We start from the raw sequence: 23131 nt of genomic DNA on the forward strand, positions 1-23131 counted from the left end.
GCAGGCTCAGGTCTTGACGAGCACCATCCACGACACGCCGAAGCGATCCGCGACCATGCCGAAAGCCGGCGAGAAGAAGGTCTTGGTCAGGGGCATCTGTACCTCGCCGCCCTCGCCCAGCGCGGTAAAGAGGCGCTTGGCTTCGGCCTCGTCCTTGGCCAGCAAAGAGAGCGAGAAGCCCTGGAACACGGGCTTGCCGGTGTTGCGGCCGTCGGAGGCCATCAGCGTGGTGCCGCCCACGGTGAAGGCCGCATGCATCACCTTCTCGCCGTCCGGCGGGGCCATTCCTTCGGAACCCGCGCATCCCTCGGTGGGTGCGGGCTCGGGATTTTCCTTGAAGCGCATCAGCATCGTGACCTCGGCGCCGAGGGTCTTGCGATAGAACTCGAGCGCCTCGTCGCAACGGCCGTCGAAGAATAGATAGGTCTGGACTTCCATGGAGTGCTCCTTGCTGTGGATGGGAGGGGAAGCATCGACTCGGCCTTGCAGAGTCATGCCGGGTGAGGGAAAACCGCGTCACGTTGTGTACAACGTCCACAAGACAATAGCAAAGATAATGGACGCTGTCCACATGAAAAAGCCGACCCACGCCCACCTGATTGCCGCCGGCCCGCCCGCTCGCAGCACCTATCGCCATGGCGACCTTCGACGCGCCTTGCTCGACGCGGGTGTCGAACTCGCGCGCGCCGGTGGTCCCGATGCCGTCGTGCTGCGCGAGGCCACGCGGCGTGCGGGCGTGGTGCCCAATGCCGCGTATCGCCATTTCGCGAGCCGGCAGGCGCTGCTGCAGGCGGTGCGTGCCGCGGCTTTGTCCGCAGTCGCCGTCGCCATGGAGGCCGAACTCGCCACGCTGCGCCCTTCGCGCAAACCGGCCGACTTCGCGCGTGCGAGCGTGCGTGCGGTCGGCACCGGCTACCTGCGGTTTGCGCAGGCCGAGACGGGCCTGTTCCGCACCGCATTTGCCACCGCGGTGGACGTCGAGGACGCGCCCGCCGAGACCAAGAGCGGCCACAGCGGCATGAACCCCTTCGAGCTGCTCGGCGCTGCGCTCGACCGCCTCGTCGACGCGGGCGTGATGCCGCCCGAGCGTCGCCCCGGTGCAGAGTTCCTTGCCTGGTCGGCCGTGCATGGGTTGGCGATGCTGATCATCGACGGACCCTTGCGCGGCCTCCCCCGCGCGCAGACCGATCCGCTGGGCCAACGCCTGCTCGACATGGTCGAGAAGGGTCTGTAGGAATCACCGCTTGTGGTGCGTCGGAGCCAGTTCGTACACGGGCGTCGCGAGACCCTCCATGCGCGCCTTCAACTGCAGCGACAGGAACTGCGAGTAGTGGCGTGACTGGTGCAGGTTGCCGCCGTGGAACCACAGCTGCGGCACCTGCGTGGGTTTCCACATGTTGCGCAACTCGCCTTCCCAAGGGCCCGGGTCCTTCGGTGTGTCGGAACCCAGTCCCCAGACCTTGCCGACCTTGTCGGCCAGCTCCGGCGAAATCAGGTCGGCGAGCCAGCCGTTCATCGAGCCGTAGCCGGTGGCATAGACGATCAGGTCGGCCGGCAATTCGCTGCCGTCGCTGAGCGTCACCGAACTTGGGTTGATGCGCTCGATGGTCACGCCGCTGCGCAGCTTGATGCTGCCATTGGCCACCAGCTCCGAGGCACCCACGTCGATGTAGTAGCCCGAACCGCGCCGCAGGTACTTCATGAAGAGGCCCGAGCCGTCGACGCCGAAGTCCAGCAGGAAGCCCGCCTTCTCGAGGCGCGCATAGAGGTCGGCGTCGCGCTTCTTCATCTCGTCGTACACCGGCACCTGCATCGGCGCCATGATCTTGTAGGGCACCGAGGCGAAGATCAGGTCCGCCTTGTCGGTGGTCACGCCGGCCTTGAGCGCGGACTCGGAATACAGGCCGCCGAGCGCCAGTTCCATGAGCGAATCGGAGGGCGCGATGTGCGTCGAGCTGCGCTGGATCATGGTCACGTCGGCGCCGTTCTCCCACAGCGCGGCGCAGATGTCGTGCGCCGAGTTGTTGGAGCCGAGCACCACGCACTTCTTGCCGCGCCAAGCCTCGGGCCCGGGGTGCGCGCTGGAATGGTGCTGCTCGCCCTCGAAGCTCTCGGCGCCGGGAATCTTCGGCACGTTCGGATAGCCCGAGACGCCCAGCGCGAAGACCAGCTGCTTCGGCCGCAGCGTGATCTCCTTGCCGTCGCGCTCGACGGTGACTTCCCACTCCTTCTTCGCCTCGTCGTAGCGCGCCTTCTTCGCGGTCGTGGAACTCCAGTAGTTGAGTTCCATCACCCTCGTGTACATCTCCAGCCAGTCGCCGATCTTGTCCTTGGGCGAGAACACGGGCCAGTCCTCGGGGAAGGGCAGGTAGGGCAGGTGGTCGTACCAGACCGGGTCGTGCAGGCACAGGCTCTTGTAGCGCTTGCGCCAGGAATCGCCGGGCCGTGCGTTCTTCTCGACGATGATCGTCGGCACGCCCAGCTTGCGCAGGCGCGCGCCCAGCGCGATGCCGCCCTGCCCGCCACCGACGATCACGACATAAGGCTGTTCGGTGAAGCCGAGCGTCTTCGCCTCCTCGTCGCGCTTTTCGAGCCAGGTCTTGCGTCCGGGGTTCGCACCGTGCTCCGCACCCTTGATGCGACGCTCGCCCCTGCGCTCCTCGAATCCCTTCAGCTCGGTCATCGTCGTGAGCAGGGTCCAGGCCTTGCCGTTGCGCAGCCGCAGGTGGCCGCGTCCGCGTGCGACCGCGGTCTCGAAGGTGAACCATGCTTCGACCACGCCGCCGGCCTCGGTCGCGTCGCCTTCGACGGTGAACGCGGTGGGCTTCGTGTCGGCCAATCGCGCCTCGAGCATCTTCCGGATGGCCTCCGGGCCTTCCTGTGTCCGGATGTTCCATGTGAAAGCGACCAGGTCGCGCCAGTAACAGTCGGGCTCGAAGAGCGCGACCGCCGCATCGATGTCTTGCCGTTCCAGCGCAGAGGTGAAATCGGCCAGCCAGGCGCTGGCGATCTGCGTCGGATGAGTGGACAGATCCGTCATCTCTTTGTCTCCTTCTTGCCGGTCCCGATGCACTCGCATGCGGGCCGGGCGGCAACCGTACGCCCATCGTCCGCCGGCGTCAAACGCCGTTCGGCGCTTGCGCAAGCGCGTGCTTCGTGCGAGCCTTTGCGCGGCGCCGCCGTGGCGTCGACTTCGGTGGCGGAGGTGCTTCATGACCCAACTCGACAAGGCCCAGGTCGTCGACGTCCTGAACCGTCTGCTGGAGGCCGAGCTGGCCGGCGTGGTGCGCTACACCCACTACTCCTTCCTCGTGTTCGGCTTCTCGCGCATCCCGATCGTCTCGTGGCTGCGCGAGCAGGCGGACGAATCGCTGCTGCACGCGCAGCAGGTCGGCGAGTGGATCACTACGCTCGGCGCATATCCGTCGCTGGGCATCGGCGAGCTGCTCGATTCGCACAAGCACGACATGTCGGCGATCCTGCAGGAATCGCTCGCGACGGAAGGCAAGGCGCTCGACCTGTACCGCGACCTGCTCAAGTTGGTCGAAGGCCGCTCCGTCGCGCTGGAGGAGTTCGCGCGGCAGATGATCCAGTCGGAAGAGCTCCACGCGGCCGATGTCGACAAGATGCTGCGCAAGCCGGGCGAGGTGCGTGCCTTCGCCACCCGCAACGATTGAATCGGAAAGGAACGCGCGCATGTTCGACGCCCTGCTGCTGACCAAGGCCGACGACGGCACCACGAAAGCCGCCGTCACCGCCATCGATGAAGCCCAACTGCCAGAGGGCGAGGTGCTCGTCGACGTGGCCTTTTCCACCGTCAACTACAAGGACGCACTCGCGATCACCGGCAGGTCGCCGGTGGTGCGCAAATTCCCGATGGTGCCCGGCATCGACCTCGCGGGCACCGTGGCGGAAAGCACCGACGCGCGCTTCAAGCCCGGCGATGCGGTGCTGCTCGACGGATGGGGTGTCGGCGAGACGCACTGGGGCGGCCTTGCACGCAAGGCGCGGGTGAAGGCCGACTGGCTGGTGCCGATGCCCAAGGGCATGGACGCGCGCCATGCCATGGCGATCGGCACTGCCGGCTACACGGCGATGCTCTGCGTGATGGCGCTGCAGCAGCACGGCGTGACGCCGGCCGCCGGGCCCGTGCTGGTCACCGGCGCGAACGGCGGCGTGGGCACCATCGCCATCGCGCTGCTGGCAAAGCTCGGCTTCGAAGTGCATGCATCGACCGGCCGGACAAGCGAGGGGGCGCACCTCCAGAAATTGGGCGCGCGGGAGATCATCGACCGCGCCACGCTCGGCGAGCCCGGCAAGCCCTTGCAGAAGGAGCGCTGGGCCGCGGCGGTCGACAGCGTGGGCAGCCACACGCTGGCGAACGTCTGCGCGAGCCTGAAATACGGCGGCACTGTCGCCGCCTGCGGCCTCGCCCAAGGCATGGACTTGCCCGCCAGCGTGGCGCCTTTCATCCTGCGCGGCATCACGCTGGCGGGCATCGACAGCGTCTATGCGCCGCAGGCACGCCGCCTCGCCGCCTGGCAGCGCCTCGCCGACGAACTGCCGCGTGATCTGCTCGACGCCAACACCGAGACCATCGGCCTGGCCGCCGTCGCCGACCTCGCACCGCGACTGCTCGCGGGGCAGGTGCGCGGCCGCGTGCTCGTGGATCTGGGCGCGTCATGAATGGATACACCGCCGGCCTTGCGGGCGCCTTGACATCCACACGGCCGGCCTGACTTCAGTTCCTGCGCCACACTGCGCAGCAAGACCGCGCCCGCCGTGCTCCAAGACTTTCATCCCGCCGTCGCCAACTGGTTCAACGCCACCTTCCCGGGCCCCACCGAGGCCCAGGCCGCGGCGTGGCCGGTCATCGCCGCAGGCCGCCACACATTGGTCGCGGCGCCTACGGGTTCCGGCAAGACGCTGACCGCGTTCCTGGCCGCGCTCGACCGCCTCGTCCGTGACGGGCTGGAGCCTGGCGGCCTGCCTGACGAGACCTCGGTGCTCTACATCTCGCCGTTGAAGGCCCTTTCCAACGACATCGGGCTCAACCTGAAGGCACCGCTGGCCGGCATCCGCCGCGAACTCGCAAGGCTGAAGCTGCCCGATGTGGACATCCGCACGGCCGTCCGCACCGGCGACACGCCGGCCAAGGAGCGCCAGCAGAGCCTTCGCAAGCCGCCGCACATCCTGGTCAGCACGCCCGAGTCGCTCTACGTGCTGCTGGGCTCGGAGTCGGGCCGCCGCATGCTTTCGACGGTGCGCACGGTGATCGTCGACGAGATCCACGCGGTCGTCGCCACCAAGCGCGGCAGCCACCTGGCGCTCTCGCTCGAACGGCTGCAGTCGATCTGCGCGAAACCGCTCACCCGCATCGGCGTGTCGGCCACGCAGAAGCCCATCGACGAGATCGCGCGTTTTCTCGTCGGGGCCGGTGCCGTCAGGCAGGGCGTCGCCGATTGCGAGATCGTCGACATCGGCTATGCCAAGCAACGCGATCTCGCGCTGGAACTGCCGCCTACGCCGCTCGCCGCGGTGATGTCCAACGAGCAGTGGGAGCAGGTTTACGCGCGCATCGCGGGGATGGTGCATGCGCACCGCACGACGCTGGTCTTCGTGAACACCCGGCGCATGGCCGAACGCGCCGCGCGGCACCTCGGCGAGATCCTGGGCAAGGAAGTGGTCGCCGCCCACCACGGCAGCCTGGCCAAGGAAACGCGGCTGGATGCCGAACAGCGCCTCAAGCGCGGCGACCTGAAGGTGCTGGTGGCCACGGCCTCGCTGGAGCTCGGCCTGGACATCGGCGATGTGGATCTCGTGTGCCAGCTGGGTTCCCCAAGGTCGATCGCCACCTTCCTGCAGCGCGCCGGGCGCTCCGGCCATGCCGTGGGCGGCGTGCCGAAGGCGCGGCTCTTCCCGCAGTCGTGCGACGAACTGGTCGAATGCGCCGCCCTGCTCGATTGCGTGCGCCGCGGCGAACTCGACGCGCTGCGCGTGCTGCCTGCGCCGCTCGATGTGCTGGCGCAGCAGATCGTTGCCGAGACCGCATCGCGCGAGTGGGACGAGGATGCACTCTTCGATCTCGTGCGGCGTGCCTGGCCGTATGCCGCGCTGACGCGGGAGAGCTTCGCATCCGTCGTTCGCATGCTGGTCGAAGGCTTCACCACGCGCCTGGGCCAGCGCGCGAGCTATGTGCATCGCGACGCCGTGCATCACCAGTTGCGCGAGCGCAAGGGCGCGCGCCTTACCGCGCTGACCTCGGGCGGCACGATTCCGGAGACCGGCGACTACACCGTGATGCTCGAACCGCAGGCGCACAAGATCGGCACGGTCAACGAGGACTTCGCGGTCGAAAGCCTGGCGGGCGACGTCTTCCAGCTCGGCAACACCAGCTACCGGATCCTGCGCATCGAGCCCGGCCGCGTGCGGGTGGAGGACGCGCATGGCGCCGCGCCCAACATTCCCTTCTGGCTGGGCGAGGCGCCCGGTCGTACCGATGAGCTGTCCTTCGGCGTCTCGCGCCTGCGTGGCGAGATCGGCGAGAGCCTCGCGGACCGGGGTGTTCCCGCGACGGTCGAGTGGCTGGCGCGCGACATTGGCATGGCGGCGGAGGCTGCCCGCCAGATCGTCGACCATCTCGCCCGTGCGATGCGTGCGCTCGGCGCGCTGCCGACGCAGCAGCGCATCGTGATGGAGCGCTTCTTCGACGAATCCGGCGGAATGCAGCTGGTGGTCCATTCGCCGTTCGGCAGCCGGCTCAATCGCGCGTGGGGCCTGGCGCTGCGCAAGCGCTTCTGCCGCCAGTTCAACTTCGAGTTGCAAGCGGCCGCGACCGAGGACGCGATCGTGCTGTCGCTGTCGACCAGCCACAGCTTCCCGCTGGACGAAGTGGCGCGCTACCTCCATTCGGCGACGGCCCTCGACGTGCTCGTCCAGGCGCTGCTCGATGCGCCGCTGTTCGGCGCGCGTTGGCGCTGGAACGCGACCACCGCGCTGGCGTTGCCGCGCTTCGTCGGCGGGCGCAAGGTCGCGCCGCAACTCCAGCGCATGAAGTCCGAGGACTTGCTGGCTGCGGTCTTCCCCGATCAGGTGGCGTGCGCCGAGAACATCGCGGGCGAGCGCGAGGTTCCGGCGCATCCGCTGGTGGCGCAGACGCTCTACGACTGCCTCTACGACGCGATGGATGCCGACGGCTGGCTTCGCCTGCTGCGTCGCATGGAGTCCGGCGAGGTGGAGGTCGTGGCGCGCGACCTGCCTGCACCCTCGCCGCTCGCGGCGGAAGTGCTGAACGCGCGACCCTACGCCTTCCTCGACGACGCGCCGCTGGAGGAGCGCCGCACGCAGGCCGTGCAGAGCCGGCGCTACGTCGATCCGGAAAGCGCCGACGACCTCGGCCAGCTCGACGCCGATGCGATCGAGAGCGTGAGGCAGGAGGCCTGGCCCCGGGCGCGCAATGCCGACGAGATGCACGAGGCGCTGAACGGGCTCGGCGTCGTCACCGATGCGGAGGCAACGAACAACGCGGACTGGCTGCAGTGGCTGACGGCGCTCGCGCAGGCCGGCCGCGCGACACGGCTGGTTCCGGCCAAGGGCGATGCACACGGCGCGGGCCTGTGGGTGCCGGCCGAGCGTCTTGCGCAGATCGCCACGCTGTACACCTTCACGACGATGCAGCCCGTCATCCAGCCGCCGGAGGAATACGCGGCACAGGGTGAGGCGGAAGACACCTTGCGCGAACTGCTTCGCTCGCGACTGACGGGCCTCGGACCCTTGTCGGCGGACGCGCTTGCGGCGCAATTGCGCCTGCCGCACATCGACATCGACGCCGCCCTGTCCGCCTTGCAGACAGAAGGCTACGTGTTGCAGGGCCGCTTCACCCCCGGTGCTGAAGCGATCGAGTGGTGCGAGCGCCACCTGCTCGCCCGCATCCACCGCTACACCCTGAAGCGCCTGCGACGCGAGATCGAGCCTGTCGAGCCGCGCGACTTCGTGCGCTTCTTGTTTGAGTGGCAGCGCGTCGGCGCCGCGAGCCGGGTCAGCGGCCCCGATGCCCTCGCCGGCATCCTCATGCAGCTCGAAGGCTACGAGGCACCGGCCGGAACCTGGGAGGCCGAGCTGCTGCCGGCCCGGGTCAAGGACTACACGGCGGTGTGGCTGGATGACCTCTGCACCGCCGGCCGCACGCTGTGGACACGCCTGCGTCCCGTTGCCGGCGATGCACGGGCTGGCGGTGGTACATCGCTGCGCACGACGCCGATTCTTCTCCTGCCGCGCCGAACCGCATCGCTGTGGACCGGCCTCGTCCCACAGCCGGAGGCCGAAGCAGGGCTGGGCTCGCGGGCCCAGCGTGTCGCCACTTTCCTGGCCGAACATGGCGCCTCCTTCTTCGATGAGATCGTCCACGGCACGCACCTGCTGGGCACCGAACTCGAAGATGCACTGAGCGAACTCGTGGTGCGCGGCCGCGCGCATTGCGACAGCTATGCAGGCTTGCGTGCATTGCTTATTCCGCCCTCGAAGCGCGCGTCGACGCACGCCCGCCGGCGTCGCCGCTCCACGCTTTTCGGGATCGAGGATGCGGGGCGCTGGTCGCTGGTGCGCCAACGTGCGCCTGCTGCCGCCGACGCGGCCCCCGCCATTGCACCGGAGGCGATCGAGCAGGTCGCGCGCATCCTGCTGCGCCGCTATGGCGTCGTGTGCTGGCGCATCCTGGAGCGCGAGCCGACATGGCTGCCGCCGTGGCGCGACCTGGTGCGCGCCTATCGCCGGCTCGAAGCGCGGGGCGAAATCCGGGGCGGTCGGTTCATCGCCGGCGTGGCGGGCGAGCAGTTCGCATTGCCCGAAGCCATCGGGCTCATGCGGCAGGTGCGGCGCCAGCCGCCGGACGATGGCCTGGTCTGCCTCGCGGCCACCGATCCTGCCAACCTTCTGGGCACCATCCTGCCCGGGCCCAAGGTGGCCCGCGTCGCGGGTTCGCGCGTCCTCTATCGCGACGGTATCCCGCTCGCGACCAGCGTTGCCGGACAGGTGGAACTGCTGGTGCCGCTGAGCCCCGAGGAGACGAAGGCCGCGACGCGCGCGCTTTCGTCGGAGCCTTCCATGCGCTTCTTGGAACTGGCGGCCGCCGGCGGCTGATTGGCAAAACGCCGGGACTGACCCACAGTGTCGGCATGCAACTCGACGAAATCGACCATCGGCTGATCGCACTGCTCCGCCAGGACGCCCGCCTGCCCGCCGCGACGCTGGCGCAGAAGCTCGGCGTCTCGCGCGGCACGGTGACGAACCGGCTGCGCAAGCTGGAGGACGGCGGCGTCATCGTCGGCTATGCGGTGCAGTTGCGCCCCGAGGCGCGGGTCGACGAGATCCGCGCCTGGATGGGCATCCTGGTCGAAGGCAACCAGACCCGGCTGGTCATTGCCAACCTGCTCGGCGAGCCCGGTGTGGCGGCGCTCTACGACACCAACGGCCGCTGGGACCTGCTCGCGGAACTGCGCGCCGCGTCGATGACGGAGCTGTCGCAGGTGCTCGAACGCATCCGGCTGCTCAAGGGCATCCGCAATACCGAAACCAGCATCCACCTCGCGACCTACCGCTAGCCGCGGCGCCCTGAAGGAAATCGCGCCGCTGACTATGATGGCCTTCCGCCCCCAGCGATCGGAGTTCCTTCCATGAGCATCCCCACCACCCGTCTCGGCCGCACCGGCCTCACCGTGTCGCGGCTCGCCCTCGGCACCATGACCTTCGGCCTGCAGACCGACGAAGCGGTGTCGCACAGCATCCTCGACAAGGCGACCGACGGGGGCATCAACTTCCTCGACACCGCCGACGTGTACCCGCTCGGCGGCCCCGTCGAGACCACAGGCCGCACCGAGGAGATCATCGGCCGCTGGCTGCGCGCGACAGGGCGCGGCCGCTTCATCCTCGCGACCAAGGCGGTCGGCAAGGTCGGTCCGAACACCTGGGACCAGGGCGCGTCGCGCAAGCACCTGCTCGACGCCATCGATGCCTCGCTCAAGCGGCTGCAGACCGACCATGTGGACCTCTACCAGTTGCACAGCGATGACCGCGAGACGCCGGTGGACGAGAGTCTGGAAGCGCTCGACACCATCGTCAGGTCGGGCCGGGCGCGCTATATCGGCGTGTCGAACTTCCTGGCTTATCGGCTCGCGCGCGCCATCGGCCGGGCCGAGCTGCACAAGCTGACGCGCCTCGTGTCCGTGCAGCCGCGCTACAGCCTGCTGTTCCGCGAAATCGAGCGCGAACTGTTGCCGCTGGCGGGCGAGGAAGGGCTGGGCGTGATCCCGTACAACCCGCTCGCGGGCGGCCTGCTGACGGGCAAGTACAAGGCCGGCGGCAAGCCGGAGGAGAACACCCGCTTCACGCTCGGCACGGCGGGGTCGATGTACCAGGACCGCTACTGGAACGAGCGCAGCTTCGCGACCGTCACGCAGTTGCACAAGCTGGCGGACGAAGCGGGGGTGCCGCTCGCGACGCTGGCTGTGGCATGGGTGATGGCGAATCCGCTGATCACTGCGCCGCTGCTCGGTGCGAGCCGGCCGGAGCAGCTGGATGCCACGCTGGCTGCTGCGGAATACAAGCTGGATGCGGGCCTCAAGCAGCGCCTGGACGAGCTCACCGCCGAGTACCGCAAGGGCGACGCACCTAGATAAGGCTCGCCCCCAGGCTGCGCGCACTTCGTGTCGCTTCGCCTACCCCCTACCGGGGGCGACACCTGCGGCCCGGCGGAGCCGGTTCCGCGGTGTTTCTGGGCTCGGACCCTCCCGGGGGCAATGCCTGTAGGCGGAGCCGGTTCCATTTCTGGATCAGGCTGGGGTTTGTGCGGCAGTGGGCGGCTTTGCTGCTTCCTGACGGCGGGCGTAGCGCTGTGCGAGCACTGCGCAGACCATGAGCTGCATTTGATGGAACAGCATCAGGGGGAGCACGATGGCGCCGACGGCGTGGGAGGCGAAGAGGACCTTGGCCATGGGGATGCCGCTGGCGAGGCTCTTCTTGGAGCCGCAGAAGACGATGGTGATTTCGTCGGCCTTGTCGAAGCCGAGGGTGCGAGCGGCCCAGGTGGTGACGGCCAGTGCGAGGGCGAGGAGGACGGCGCAGACGACGAGCAGGCCGGCCAATGCGGACGGCGGCACCTGCTTCCACAGGCCCTCGATCACCGCGGCGCTGAAGGCGGTGTAGACCACCAGCAGGATGGAGCCGCGATCGACGAGGGTGAGCACCGAGGCGCGGCGCTTGATCCAGCCGCCGATCCATGGGCGCAGCAGATGGCCGGCGATGAAGGGCACCATCAATTGCAAGAGGATGCGGCCGATGGCGTCGAGCGATGCGCCGGCGGCGCCGTGCTGCACGACGAGCAGGTTGACCAGCAAGGGCGTCACGAACACGCCGAGCAACGTGGATGCCGAGGCGCTGCACACGGCCGCGGGGATGTTGCCGCGTGCGATCGAGGTGAAGGCGATCGCCGACTGCACCGTCGCGGGCAGCACGCAGAGGAAGAGGACGCCGGTGTAGAGCTCGGGCGTGACCAGCGGCGTCAGCACCGGCTTGAGCAGCAAGCCAAGCACCGGGAACATGATGAAGGTGCTGGCGAAGACCAGGAGGTGCAGCCGCCAGTGGGTGATGCCGCCGAGGATCGCCTCACGCGAGAGCTTGGCACCGTGCAGGAAGAACAGCAGGCCGATCGCGACCGTGGTGAGCTGCTCGAAGACGTGGGCGGTGACGCCGCTCGCGGGCCAGAGGCTGGCGAGCGTGACGACCGCAACCAGCGTCAGGGTGAAGTTGTCGGGGAGGAAGCGTGAGCGTGTCATGGGGAGCAATTGGACGCGCGCGCCATTCAAAAGAGAAATGGATTTATCTGATAGATATATGATTTGCACGCATGAACGTCACCCTGCGGCAACTGCGCGTATTTCAGGCCATCGCCGAGACCCGCAATTTCAGCCGCGCGGGTGACCAGATCGGCCTGACGCAGCCGGCGGTGAGCCGGTCCATCGTCGAGCTCGAATCGCAACTGGGCCTCAAGCTGCTGGATCGCACCACGCGCGAAGTCGTGCTCACCGATGCCGGCCAATCGCTCGCGATGCGGCTCGATCGCGTGCTCGACGATCTCGACCAGACGCTCGCCGAAGTCCACGGCATGGCCGGTGCGCGGCGCGGCAAGGTGCGCGTGGCCAGCAGCCCGACACTGTCGGCGAACCTCATGCCGGCCTGCATCGCCGAATGCGCCCGGCGCGATCCGGATGTCGACTTCATGCTGCTCGACCGCATCCAGCAGGACGTGCTCGACAGCGTTCGGGCCGGCGAGGTCGACTTCGGCGTGGTGGTCGAGCCGCCCTCCACCGACGATCTGCATTGCGAGGCCATCCTGGACGACCCTTTCTGCCTCGTCATGACGCCGGGACACCGCCTCGCGGGCAAGCCATCGGTGCGCTGGCCGGCGCTCGACGGCGAGCCGCTGGTGCTGCTCGACCATTCCTCCGGCAGCCGTCGCCTGATCGACGAGGCGCTGGAACTGCAAGGTGCGCGCTGCGAGGTGCGTCAGCAGGTCGGCCATCCGACGACGGCGTTCCGCATGGTCGAACAGGGCCTCGGCATCAGCGTCATGCCGGCCTTCGCGATACCGCCGATGGGCCTGCCGGCGCTGGTCGTGCGTCCGCTGGTACCGAAGGTGAAGCGATCGATCATGCTGGTGCATCGCCGCAACCGCGCGCCATCGCCGCTGGCGCAGCGGGTGTGGAACCTGATCCGCGAAGTGGCCGCCCAGCGCAGCGAAGGCTGAGCCGCCGGTCGGCCGCTACTCCGCGCGCACGCCGTTGCGCAGCACGCCGATCGCGTCGACTTCCACTTCCACCACGTCGCCCGGCTTCATCCAGACTGGCGGCGTGCGCTTGGCGCCGACGCCGCCCGGCGTGCCGGTCACGATCACGTCGCCGGGCGACAAAGGCGTGAAGGCCGAGATGTGCGCGATCTGCCGCGGGATGCTGTGGATCAGCTTGTCGGTGGTGGTGCGCTGCATCTCCTCGCCGTTCAGGCGCGTGACGAGCGTCATCACCTGGTCGTCCCCGATCTCGTCGCGCGTGACCATCCACGGGCCGAAGCCGCCGGTGCGCCAGAAGTTCTTGCCGGCGGTCCATTGCGGCGTGGCGGACTGCCAGTCGCGGATGCTGCCGTCGTTGTAGCAGGCGTAGCCCGCGATGTGCGCCCACGCGTCGGCCTCCGCGATGCGGCGACCGCCCTTGCCGATGACGACGGCGATCTCGCCCTCGTAGTCCAGCCGCGAGGATTCCGGCGGCAGCACGATGTCCTCGCCGTGCGCCACCTGCGATTCGGCGACGCGCAGGAAGAGCGTCGGCTTCTCGGTGATCTCCCGGCCGGTCTCGCGCACGTGGTCGCCGTAGTTGAGGCCGACGCAAACGATCTTTCCTGGATTCGGAATCACCGGCAGCAAGCGCACTTCGCTGAGCGGCAGCGTCGCCGTCGCGGTCCGGGCCGCGCTCGCGGCTTCGGCCAGGAGGCCGGCGGCGATCAACGCCTTGAGATCGGGCGCGCGGTCGCCGAAGACGCTGCGCAACGGGACGACGCGGTCGCCCTGCACGGTGCCGTAGCCGTCCTGGCCGTTGTACTGGTAACTGCTGAGCTTCATGGTGTGCCTGTGAAACGAAGGGGTGGAAGGAAATCCGTCAGGTCAGCCGTGCGCCGATCCGGGCGGCGCCCTCGGTGACGAGCTGGACCAGCTTGCGGGTGTCGACGATCGCGAGCCGCGAGGTGTCGAGCACGATCGACAGCGCGGCCCACGCGCTGCCGTCGCTCTTCAGGATTGGCGCGGCGACGGCGGCCAGTTGCGGCTCCAGTTCGCCCACCGAGACGTAGTGGCCGGCCTTGCGGATGGCCGCGTAGTACTTGCGGAATTCGCTCCACTCGGCCGGCAGCCCGCAGCGGACGATCTCCGCGTGCCGCGCGTCGAAGACCTTGCGCAACTGCGCGGGCGTGAAGCTCGCCAGCAGCACCTTCGGCGCGCCGCCCTCGAACAGCGGACGCGGACGCCCGCGCCCATAGGCCAGCGTGGCCGGTGCGCCGCCCATCTCGCGGTGCGTGTCCAGTACCTGCGTGCCGAAGAGACCGGAGGTGACGCAGTCGAAGCCCGTCTTCTCGACCAGCTCCCGCATCACCGGAATGCCCTCCCGCAGCACCGGATCGGCCTTGCGGATGTAGTGGTCGAGCAGGATGATGCGCGGCCCCAGCGTGTAGTGCGAGTTCTCCACCCGCTGCAGCAGCCCGGCCTCCAGCAGCGTGCGCACGTAACGATAGCCCGTGGGCAGCGAGACCTCCATCGCCGCCGCGATGTCCTCCGCGGTGCGCGTGAGCCGCGTGTCGTCGAACAGGTCGAGCACGCCCAGCATGCGCCCCAGGCTGGACATTGATTTTTCCGGCACGCCGATTCCTTCCTCGTGAGTTCATGGCGCGACCGGCATGTGCTGCGAAATGCGTTCCAGGTCTCCGGCCGTGCGCGCGACCCCGACGATATATCGGTCGGGGCGCAGCACGACCGCATCGGCGTCGTGGGCGTCCAGCCATGCGGCGAGTCCGGCATCGGGCCGGTCGATCACGATCGCGCCCGCGCGCTGCCAGCGTTCGGTGGTTGCGGCCGACACGCCGGAGATCGTGCCGTTGCGCCCGATCACCGCCATGCGCCGGCCGAGCAGTTCGTCGAGCAGGCGGCCATCGGCCAGCCTCGGCTGCGGAAAGGGCCTGCCAGCGGGCGTGCCCTGCTGCGAATCGAAGGCGCCCTCGCCCAGCAACTGTGCCGGCAGCTCGAAGATCTCGGGCTGGCCGGAGCGGAATTTCGCATCGCGTTCCCGCGCAAGCGCGGGATCGGTGGTCTGGATGAGGTTGCCGAGTCGCACGGCCAGTTCGATCAGCGAGCGCACGTGCGGCGCGCGTTCGCTTTCATAGGTATCGAGCAGGCTCTCCGGCGCGCGGTTGCGCAACACGGCTTCAAGCTTCCACGCCAGGTTGGCCGCGTCGCGGATGCCCGCGCACATGCCCTGCCCGAGGAAGGGCGGCGTCTGGTGGCAGGCATCGCCCGCCAGCAGCAGCCGGCCCTGTCGCCAGCCTTCGGCAATGACGGAATGGAAGGTGTAGATCACCGCGCGTTCCAGCCGCGCATCCTCGGGCCGCACCCAGCGCGAGACCATTCGCCACAGGTTGTCGGGCGCGACGAGGGCGGTGCGGTCGTCGTCCGGCAGCACCATGATCTCCCACCGGCGGCGGGCGCCGATCACGTTGCAATAGGTCATCGGCCGCGTCGGGTCGCAGTGCTGCACCGTGTGGTCGGGCAGGTCGACTTCGCGCTGCAGCATGACGTCGAACACCAGCCAGGGCTGGCGCAGGCCCAGGTCGACCATCGGCGTGCCCATGCTTGCGCGCACCGGCGAACGCGCGCCGTCGCAGCCGACGACATTGCGTGCCCTGAAGTCATTGCACCGGTCGCCGGCAAGATCGCGCACCGAGAGCGCGACGCCGTCGTCATCCTGCGCGAGCCCGACCAGCTCGTGCCGCAGCCTGACGGACACGCTGCCGAAGCGGGAAACGCCCCGGCGCAGCAGCGCTTCGAGTTCTGGCTGGTGGAAGTAGTAGTTGTTGGCGCAGCCGTGCGGCCCCAGCGCCGCCGTGCCGCCGCGGATCAGCATCGTCTCGCCCGCGCCATTGACGAAGTGCATGCCCTGGGTGCCCGGCCGGGAGATCGCGATCACCTCGTCGCGCAGGCCGATGCTCTGGAAGATGCGCATCACCTCGCCGTCGAAGTGGATCGCGCGCGGCATCGGATAGACCTCCGCTTCCTTCTCGAGCACCAGCACCGAGAGCCCCGCGCTGCCCAGCAGGTTGGCGAGCGTCGCGCCGGTCGGGCCGAAGCCGACGATCGCGACGTCGAACATCGTGTCGTCGCGGTCAGACACGCTGGTCTTCCAGCATGCGGCGGGCGACGCCGGCCTGCCATTCGGCGCGGCTCATGAACCTGGGCAGCCGTTTCGCGATGGCCTCGGCGCGCGCCAGGATCTCCTCGTCGGACCGGCCCAGGTCGATGGGCTCGCGCAGCGGCTGTTCGCAGTACCAGGGCGTGTCGACGAAGAGCTCGATCCGGTTGCCCTCGGGGTCGCGGCAGTAGATGGAGATCGCGTTGCCATGCGTCACCGGTTGCACGTCGCGCGCGCCGTGCGCCAGCAGCCGATCGTGAAAGCGCCGCAGCGTCGCGAGATCGGGCACGCGGAAGGAGATCTGGTTGATCACGTTGAAAGGCAGGTCCTCGGGCCGGCCGGTCGCCAGCACGATCTGGTGGTGCTCCGACGGATCCCGGCTCAGGAACACGAGCTGCACCGTGCCCAGGTCGCCCGCGTCGGTCTGCGTGAAGCGGAGCGCGTCCTTGTAGAAGCCGGCCATTCGCGGCAAGTCGCGCACATAGAAGCCGATATGACTGAACTGCAGTGCCAAGCCATCGGTTGTCGTGGGGGTGGTAGGTGTCATCGCCAGTGTCTCTCTTCGATAACGAGAAAAGGATTTTCGCGTCAGCGTCGGAGAAATAATATCTAGATTATCGTATTTTGACAATCAACATAGTTTTCGTATGATCGCGACGTGTGCGGGTTGCACGCGTTATCACATGGAGACATCGATGCACGAGAGACATGCCCTTTCCGCCCGCCTGCTGGCGTCCTGCATGCTGGTCCTGACGGCCTTGGCCGCCCACGCGCAGGACTACCCCGCCAAGCCCGTCAGGATCATTGCCCCCTTCCCGGCCGGCAGCGGACCGGATGCCAATGCGCGCGAGATCGCGGCGGAGCTCACCAAGGTGCTCGGCCAGTCCTTCTTCGTCGAGAACCGGCCGGGCGCATCGAACATCATCGGCACCGAAGTCGCCGCCAAGGCGCCGGCCGATGGCTACTCGCTCTACATCGGCACCACCAGCTCGCTGTCTGTCGTGCCGCATCTCTATGCGAAGCTGCCCTTCAATGCCGAGAAGGACTTCGCACCCATCAGCCTGATGGGCGTGCTCAACACCGGGCTCATCGCCAACCCCGCTGTGCCGGCCAAGGACGCCCGTGCCCTCATCGCCGAGCTCAAGGCCAAGCCCGACTCGGCGACGGTCGCGACCGCGGGCATCGGCAGCTACTCGCACCTGTCGGGCGTCTGGTTCAACAACGCGGCGGGCGTGAAGACCAACCTCGTGCCCTACAACAGCAACAGCCCCTACACCGACCTGATCGCCGGCCAGGTGCAGCTCATGTTCGACGGGCTGCCCGCCGCGGCCGCCAACATCCGCGCCGGCAAGCTCAAGCTGCTGGCCATCACCGGCAAGGCGCGCCATCCGAGCTTCCCGGACGTGCCGACCTTCGCCGAATCGGGCCTGCCCGACTACGCGCCCATCGCCTGGCAGGGGCTGCTGGCACCCGCAGGCACGCCGCAGCCGATCATCGACAAGCTGAGCGCCGCGATGAAGAAGGCCTGCGAGTCGAAGGAACTGGAAGAGAAGTGGCGCCAGTACGGCGGCGAACTGCGCTGCAACACGCCGGCCGAGTTCACCGCCTTCATCAATGCCGATCGCGCGATGTGGGGCGCGGTCATCAAGCAGGCCAACGTCAAGCTCGAATGAGTCGGCCAGTCGCCGTATGGCGACCGTCCTCTTGCGACCTCGATGACGGCGGGCTAAGGTCCCTGCACCCCATCCCGAGGACGGTGCGCCATGATTCGCTTGCTCACACGCTGGGTCGCCGTCGTCCTGCTCGTGCTCTCGGCACTGCCCGCACCGGCGGGCACCACCAGTGCGTTCACGCTCGCGGCACAAGGCTACCCGGGCTCGCGGGCCCGCCTGTACAAGGTCTACGTCCCCGATGGTCTCAGCGCTCCGGCGCCGATGGTGATGGTGCTGCACGGCTGCCAGCAGACCCATGACGACGTCCTGCGCGACTGGGGCATGGTCGCTGCCGCCGACCGCTACCGCTTCATCCTCGTCGCGCCCTTCATCACCAGCTACGACGGGCTGCGCAACACCAACTGCTGGGGCTTCTGGCTCGACCAGCACCGCCACCAGGGCCGCGGCGAACCCGAGGACCTGCACCAGATCGGCCTTCAGGTGGAATCGCGCTTCGGCATCGATCCGAAGCGGCGCTACGTGACGGGGCTGTCATCGGGTGCGGCGATGGCGGTGGTGCTGTCCGTCACCCACAACGAGTACTTCGCTGCTGCCGCGAGTGCCTCGGGCCTGCCGTATGGCGAGGACGCGGCCTCGGTGTCGTTCTCGGGCTGCCCGGGCTCCGCCACCTTCCGTCCGGTAAGCCAGATCGTCGCCGCCATGCGCAGCGAGCGCGACAGCCCGTACGCGATCCCGCTGATGGTCCTGCAGAACAACAAGGACTGCACCGTCATCCAGCCCGCGGGGCGGAACATCCGCGACGCCCAGCTCCAGCTCAATGGCGACGCCGCGCACGACACGCCGGCCAGTGCGAAAGCACGCCAGCAACCCTGCGCACCGGTGTTCGGCAACAGCTTCGGATGCGAACAGATCTTCTACACGGGCGATGCGCAGCCGGGCAGCCGCTCGCTGGTCGAAACCGTGTTCTTCGATGGCCCGATCGACACGCCGAACACGAGCGACACCGACCATGGCCACTACTGGATCGGCGGGCAGGACGGCCGCGACGGGCCCTGGGCCATCCGCCAGGGACCGAGCTATCCCGACATCGTGTGGGACTTCTTCTCGCGCCACGCGATGGACACGTCGACAACGCCGCCGCCACCTCCTCCACCGCCGCCCGCTTGCACTTCGGTGAATGCCGCGCCGGGCTCGCATGTCAGCACGGGCCGCGCCGTGCCGGGCGGCTTCTTCAACCTGCGCGCGCTGACGACCGGCGACATGCGCGACATCGGGCTCGTCTGGGACTTCTACTTCTCGCAGGTGCGCCTGTTCCAGGGCACCGGCGGGCGCTGGTTCGCGCAGGCGCCCGCGGGCTGCAATTGACGGGTCAGGCGCGGGCCGGCTCGACCACGCCTTCGGGCCGTTCCTCGCGCCCGCCCGGATGCCGCGCAAAGCGGGCCGGATCGCGGCCGTGCACCGGCGCTTCGCCGGGCCACGGCCAGCCGCCGAACTGGGTGCGGCGGTAGTCGGCCATCGTCTGGGCGATCTCGGCCTGCGTGTTCATCACGAAGGGACCGTACTGCACCACCGGCTCGCCGATCGGACGGCCCTGCAGCACCAGGAACTCGCTCACCTCGTCGCCATTAATCAGCTCCACCGCGGCGTCCGCGCGCAGTTCGATCGCCGCGTGGCCGTCCACGACCTGGCCCGCCACGCACACCGTGCGGCCCTTGAAGAAATAGAGCGTGCGGCGGGTGCCTTGGCCCGTTGCGGCCGGCAGCGTCCAGCGCGCGCTGGGCTCCATGCGCAAGGTCCAGATCGCCACATCCGCGTCGGCTTGCGCGGCCCACGAATCCGGCGGCGGCGCCAGCGGACCGCCTTCGCCCGGCGCGCCGTCCACCGGCCCGATGCGGCCCGCCACGCTGGCGACCTCGGTTTTGCGGCCTTCGGCGTCCGTCGCGGTGAAGTGCGGAATGTCTTCCGACCAGAACATCGTGAAATGCGGCTCCGCCATCTTGCTGCGGGCGGGCAGGTTGAGCCAGATCTGGAACAGCTCCAGCGGGTTGGGCGCGCCCGTGTTCATCAGCGGGAACATTTCCGAATGCACGATGCCCTTGCCGGCGGTGAGCCACTGCACGTCGCCGCCGCCGAAGCGCGCCGCCGCGCCGAGCGAGTCGGAATGGTCGATCAGCCCCTTGCGCACGATGGTCACCGTCTCGAAGCCGCGGTGCGGATGCCCCGGAAAACCGGGCACGGTGTCGCCGTGGTACATGCTCCAGCCGTCCTTGCGGCTGAAGTCCTGCCCCAGGTTGCGGCCCGCGAGCGGCACGTCGGGCCCCATCTGCGCGTTGGCGCGTGGGTAGGCGTCGTCGTGGTAGGCGCAGAACAGGAACGGATCGATCGTTTCCCACGGAAACCCGAGGGCTTTGATCTGGACGATGGGGCTGGCGGTGGTCATGGCGCGCGATTCCTTTGGATTGCCCGGTCGATGCGACAGGGACGGTCCATGGAATATGGGGCCATTCGGCAGCCACGAAAGGGCGGATCGCGCAACGCAGTGGCGTCACGCGTGCAACGATCGTGTCGTGATGCGACGCGAGCCGCGTCAGTGATGGATCAGCAGGTTGATCGAATATGCCGCGGCAAAAACTGCCACCAGCGCCGCGAAGGCGCTGAGCACGACGGACAGTGGGCGCGCATGCCTGATGCGCTTCCAGCGCCTGCTTCTGATGGACATCCGCGTCATGGGTTGAACTGTGCATCTGCGAGGCTGATGGCTCCCTGACGGCGGAAGTGCCTTCTCGTGCCGTATCGCGTATCGTGGCCGGGAGCGTTTTCGAGGCATGTCGAAACAGGAGGTCCGCCATGGATGTCGTGCGTGAGATCCGCGTCTTCAACGAAGGCCGCGACCCGGATCGCCTGCTGCTCAAGTACCGCAACATGCGCGCGAGCCCTTTCGTCTTCCTGCGCGGCACATGTCATCTGTTCTACGACCGGCTCTCCCGCATCGGCGTGCCGCGCGCGGCGCCGCTGACCTGGGTCTGCGGCGACCTGCACCTCGAGAACTTCGGCAGCTTCAAGGGCGACAACCGTCTCGTCTATTTCGACATGAACGATTTCGACGAGGCGGCGTTGGCCCCGGCAAGCTGGGACCTGGTCCGCTTTCTCACGAGCCTCCGGGTCGGCGCGGAAAGCATCCCGGTGCGCCCGCGTGAGGCGCGCAAGCTCTGCGAGATCTTCCTCGACAGCTATGCGTTGGCCCTGTCGGGCGGCAAGGCCTACTGGGTGGAGCGCGACACCGCGCAGGGGCTGGTGCGCGCGCTGCTCGACGGCCTGCGGGAGCGGCAGCGCTCGCAGTTTCTCGCGGGCCGAACGGACATCGATGGCCGACTTCGCGTGCTGCGAACGGACGGCAAGAAGGCCCTGGCCGCATCCGACGAACAGCGGGCGAAGGTGATCGAGGTCGTCGATCGATACGCAGCAGCTCAGGCGAATCCGAAGTTCTACCGCGTGCTGGACGTGGCGCGGCGAATCGCCGGCACGGGCAGCCTCGGTGTGGACCGATATGCCATCCTGGTCGAGGGCAAGGGCTCGACCGAAGGCAACTATGTGCTGGACCTGAAGCAGGCGCTCCCGTCGTCACTGGTGCCGCACCTGAAGGTGCCGCAGCCGAAGTGGAAGTCGGAAGCCCATCGCGTCGTCGCATTGCAGCGTCGCCTCCAGGCCGTCTCGATGGCCTTTCTGCAGCCGGTGATGGTGGACGGATCGCCTTACGTGCTGCGCGGCCTGCAACCGACCGAGGACCGCGTGACATTGGGCGGCAAGTCAGCGCAAGGCGCGACCGATCTCGAAGGCGTGATCGCCGTGATGGGAAAGCTGGTCGCGTGGGCGCAGCTGCGCAGCGCCGGTCGCGAAGGTTCGGCCATTGCCGACGAACTGATCGACTTCGGCAAGCGCAACAAGTGGAGGGCACGCATGCTCGACGCTTCCGTCGAGTGTGCCGCGCAGGTGCGCCGCGACTGGGCGACCTACGCTTCGGCGTACGACGACGGTGCTTTCAACCTCAGTGATGGTGGCCGTGCTCGCCGTGCACGTGGCGATGCGCGATCTCCTCCTCGGTCGCGGCGCGCACGCCCGTCACGGTGACGCTGAACTTCAGCGCCTTGCCGGCCAGCGGATGGTTGCCGTCGAGGATCACCTGCGGACCCTTGATCTTCATCACGTTGAAGACCTGCGGTTCGCCCTCGTCGTTGCGGCCTTCGAGCTGCCCGCCCACCTTCACGCCGGGCGGGAAGTCGCTCTTCGGGATGGTGCGCACCAGGGATTCGTCGCGCAGGCCGAATGCGTCTTCCGGCTGCAGGTTCAACGTGGTCTGGAAGCCGGCTTCCTTGCCGTCGAGCGCCGCCTCGATCTTCGGGAAGGTGTTGTCGTAGCCACCATGCAGATAGACCATGGGGTCGCGGCTCTCTTCGATGAGCTTCTGGGTGGTGGCGTCGGCCACCTTGTAGCGGAGGGTGACGACGGAGTCTTTTTGAATCTTCATAGCGTCGCGCAGCATAAAGGAAGCACGACGATGCCGCGCACGGGCATCGGATTCGCCCTGCGCGGCATTCCGGCAGCGACTCAGAAGTCCTGCGTCACCGGGCGCAGAACGATCTCGTTGATGTCGACGTCCGCGGGCTGCTCGACCGCGTAGACCACCGCGCGCGCCACGGAGTCGGCGGGGATCTGGTTGGCGTCGTAGAAGGCCTTCACACCTGCGGCGCTCTCGGCGTCGCTCGTGCCGTGCTTCAGTTCGGATTCGACCGCGCCGGGCGACACGATGGTCACACGGATCCCGTTGCCGGTCTCGGCGCGCAAGCCTTCGGAAATCGCGCGCACCGCGAACTTGGTCGCGCTGTAGACCGTGCCGATGGGCGTGAACACCTTCAGTCCGGCGACCGAAGCGATGTTGATGATGTGGCCGCTGCCCTGTGCATTCATGCGGGGCAGCACGGCCGCGATGCCGTAGAGCACGCCCTTGATGTTCACGTCGATCGTGCGGTCCCACTCGTCGACCTTGAGCTTCTCGATGGGCGACAGCGGCATCACGCCCGCGTTGTTGACGAGCACGTCGATGCGGCCGAAGGCCTCGACGGCCGCGGAGGCCAGCTTTTCGAGGTCTGCGCGCTTCGACACGTCGGTGGCGACCGCGATCGCGTCGCCGCCGGCCTCGCGGATTTCCGCGACGACCTTGTCGAGCCGGTCGGTGCGGCGGGCCGCGAGCACGAGCTTCGCGCCGCGTGCAGCGAGGTGCCGCGCGGTGGATTCGCCGAGCCCGCTGCTCGCGCCGGTGACGATGGCGACCTTGCCGGCGATGTTGTTCTCGATGGTTGCAGTCATGACAGTTCCTTTGGGACGTGGTTGATGGGATGGCGTCAGTGTGGAAAATCCGCGTGTTTCCGTAAATGGAACTCTGGCGACTTCAGAATTCGCCATTCC

Annotated in this window: 21 protein-coding genes; 10 read left to right on the forward strand and 11 right to left on the reverse strand. The window is 68.1% G+C overall.

Features of this window, described 5'->3' with window-relative positions; all coding sequences use genetic code 11:
- Positions 1 to 6: 6 nt before the first annotated feature.
- Positions 7 to 438 (reverse strand): VOC family protein, encoded by a 432-nt coding sequence (locus ACSFBL_RS18395; RefSeq protein ID WP_435517233.1) that lies wholly within the window; start codon positions 436 to 438, stop codon positions 7 to 9.
- A gap of 133 nt (positions 439 to 571) precedes the next feature.
- Between ACSFBL_RS18395 and ACSFBL_RS18400 the strand changes: the two genes are divergently transcribed.
- Positions 572 to 1234, forward strand: coding sequence for a TetR/AcrR family transcriptional regulator (locus tag ACSFBL_RS18400; RefSeq protein ID WP_435517234.1), 663 nt, complete (start codon positions 572 to 574; stop codon positions 1232 to 1234).
- A gap of 3 nt (positions 1235 to 1237) precedes the next feature.
- On the opposite strand, the gene ACSFBL_RS18405 is transcribed toward ACSFBL_RS18400, so the two are convergent.
- Complete coding sequence (locus ACSFBL_RS18405; protein WP_435517235.1) at positions 1238 to 3040, reverse strand: NAD(P)-binding domain-containing protein; 1803 nt, start codon at positions 3038 to 3040, stop codon at positions 1238 to 1240.
- 172 nt (positions 3041 to 3212) lie between these two features.
- Between ACSFBL_RS18405 and ACSFBL_RS18410 the strand changes: the two genes are divergently transcribed.
- The 5 genes from ACSFBL_RS18410 (at position 3213) to ACSFBL_RS18430 (ending at position 10673) form a co-directional block, all read left to right on the forward strand.
- Positions 3213 to 3677: a ferritin-like domain-containing protein gene (locus ACSFBL_RS18410; protein ID WP_435517236.1), complete on the forward strand. Its 465-nt coding sequence runs from the start codon at positions 3213 to 3215 to the stop codon at positions 3675 to 3677.
- A 19-nt stretch (positions 3678 to 3696) separates the two neighbouring features.
- A complete protein-coding gene (gene acuI / locus ACSFBL_RS18415; protein ID WP_435517237.1) occupies positions 3697 to 4686 on the forward strand; it encodes an acrylyl-CoA reductase (NADPH) in 990 nt (329 codons plus the stop codon).
- Positions 4687 to 4758: 72 nt separating this feature from the next.
- Positions 4759 to 9138 carry a DEAD/DEAH box helicase gene (locus ACSFBL_RS18420; RefSeq protein WP_435517381.1) on the forward strand — a complete coding sequence of 1460 codons (4380 nt, stop codon included), beginning with the start codon at positions 4759 to 4761 and terminating at the stop codon, positions 9136 to 9138.
- Between the two features lie 35 nt (positions 9139 to 9173).
- The gene (locus tag ACSFBL_RS18425) at positions 9174 to 9599 is read left to right on the forward strand and encodes an Lrp/AsnC family transcriptional regulator (RefSeq protein ID WP_435517238.1); all 426 of its coding nucleotides are present in this window, start codon (positions 9174 to 9176) and stop codon (positions 9597 to 9599) included.
- Between the two features lie 72 nt (positions 9600 to 9671).
- Positions 9672 to 10673, forward strand: coding sequence for an aldo/keto reductase (locus tag ACSFBL_RS18430; protein ID WP_435517239.1), 1002 nt, complete (start codon positions 9672 to 9674; stop codon positions 10671 to 10673).
- 153 nt (positions 10674 to 10826) lie between these two features.
- Here ACSFBL_RS18430 and ACSFBL_RS18435 read toward each other — a convergent pair whose 3' ends face one another.
- Positions 10827 to 11828, reverse strand: coding sequence for a bile acid:sodium symporter family protein (locus ACSFBL_RS18435; RefSeq protein WP_435517240.1), 1002 nt, complete (start codon positions 11826 to 11828; stop codon positions 10827 to 10829).
- 71 nt (positions 11829 to 11899) lie between these two features.
- On the opposite strand from ACSFBL_RS18435, the gene ACSFBL_RS18440 reads away from it, so the two are divergent.
- Entirely contained in the window at positions 11900 to 12799 is a 900-nt protein-coding gene (locus ACSFBL_RS18440; protein WP_435517241.1) for a LysR family transcriptional regulator, read from the forward strand.
- A gap of 15 nt (positions 12800 to 12814) precedes the next feature.
- On the opposite strand, the gene ACSFBL_RS18445 is transcribed toward ACSFBL_RS18440, so the two are convergent.
- From ACSFBL_RS18445 to ACSFBL_RS18460, 4 genes are read right to left on the reverse strand one after another with little or no spacing between them, the layout of a single operon-like run.
- On the reverse strand, positions 12815 to 13663 hold the full coding sequence (locus tag ACSFBL_RS18445; RefSeq protein WP_435517242.1) for a fumarylacetoacetate hydrolase family protein: 849 nt from the start codon (positions 13661 to 13663) through the stop codon (positions 12815 to 12817).
- A gap of 37 nt (positions 13664 to 13700) precedes the next feature.
- Entirely contained in the window at positions 13701 to 14453 is a 753-nt protein-coding gene (locus ACSFBL_RS18450; protein ID WP_435517243.1) for an IclR family transcriptional regulator, read from the reverse strand.
- Between the two features lie 21 nt (positions 14454 to 14474).
- Positions 14475 to 15977, reverse strand: a complete 1503-nt coding sequence (gene mhpA / locus ACSFBL_RS18455) for a bifunctional 3-(3-hydroxy-phenyl)propionate/3-hydroxycinnamic acid hydroxylase MhpA (protein ID WP_435517244.1) — start codon at positions 15975 to 15977, stop codon at positions 14475 to 14477.
- On the reverse strand, positions 15970 to 16542 hold the full coding sequence (locus ACSFBL_RS18460) for a VOC family protein (RefSeq protein ID WP_435517245.1): 573 nt from the start codon (positions 16540 to 16542) through the stop codon (positions 15970 to 15972). Before ACSFBL_RS18460 ends, mhpA begins: the two co-directional genes overlap by 8 nt.
- A 148-nt stretch (positions 16543 to 16690) precedes the next feature.
- Here ACSFBL_RS18460 and ACSFBL_RS18465 point away from each other — a divergent pair, with 148 nt between their 5' ends.
- Together ACSFBL_RS18465 and ACSFBL_RS18470 are read left to right on the forward strand one after the other, a co-directional pair.
- Positions 16691 to 17668 (forward strand): Bug family tripartite tricarboxylate transporter substrate binding protein, encoded by a 978-nt coding sequence (locus ACSFBL_RS18465; RefSeq protein WP_435517246.1) that lies wholly within the window; start codon positions 16691 to 16693, stop codon positions 17666 to 17668.
- 90 nt (positions 17669 to 17758) lie between these two features.
- Positions 17759 to 19033, forward strand: coding sequence for an extracellular catalytic domain type 1 short-chain-length polyhydroxyalkanoate depolymerase (locus tag ACSFBL_RS18470; protein WP_435517247.1), 1275 nt, complete (start codon positions 17759 to 17761; stop codon positions 19031 to 19033).
- 4 nt (positions 19034 to 19037) lie between these two features.
- Here ACSFBL_RS18470 and ACSFBL_RS18475 read toward each other — a convergent pair whose 3' ends face one another.
- The gene (locus ACSFBL_RS18475) at positions 19038 to 20108 is read right to left on the reverse strand and encodes a pirin family protein (protein ID WP_435517248.1); all 1071 of its coding nucleotides are present in this window, start codon (positions 20106 to 20108) and stop codon (positions 19038 to 19040) included.
- A gap of 147 nt (positions 20109 to 20255) precedes the next feature.
- Complete coding sequence (locus tag ACSFBL_RS18480; protein WP_435517249.1) at positions 20256 to 20387, reverse strand: hypothetical protein; 132 nt, start codon at positions 20385 to 20387, stop codon at positions 20256 to 20258.
- 128 nt (positions 20388 to 20515) lie between these two features.
- On the opposite strand from ACSFBL_RS18480, the gene ACSFBL_RS18485 reads away from it, so the two are divergent.
- Positions 20516 to 21796: a DUF2252 domain-containing protein gene (locus tag ACSFBL_RS18485; RefSeq protein ID WP_435517250.1), complete on the forward strand. Its 1281-nt coding sequence runs from the start codon at positions 20516 to 20518 to the stop codon at positions 21794 to 21796.
- Here ACSFBL_RS18485 and ACSFBL_RS18490 read toward each other — a convergent pair.
- The gene (locus ACSFBL_RS18490) at positions 21714 to 22193 is read right to left on the reverse strand and encodes an FKBP-type peptidyl-prolyl cis-trans isomerase (protein WP_435517251.1); all 480 of its coding nucleotides are present in this window, start codon (positions 22191 to 22193) and stop codon (positions 21714 to 21716) included. The two genes, ACSFBL_RS18485 and ACSFBL_RS18490, sit on opposite strands and share 83 nt — an antisense overlap.
- An 80-nt stretch (positions 22194 to 22273) precedes the next feature.
- On the reverse strand, positions 22274 to 23032 hold the full coding sequence (locus ACSFBL_RS18495; RefSeq protein ID WP_435517252.1) for an SDR family oxidoreductase: 759 nt from the start codon (positions 23030 to 23032) through the stop codon (positions 22274 to 22276).
- Positions 23033 to 23131: the final 99 nt, after the last annotated feature.

This window comes from Variovorax glacialis, from assembly GCF_051216375.1.
Taxonomy (GTDB): Bacteria; Pseudomonadota; Gammaproteobacteria; order Burkholderiales; family Burkholderiaceae_C; genus Variovorax.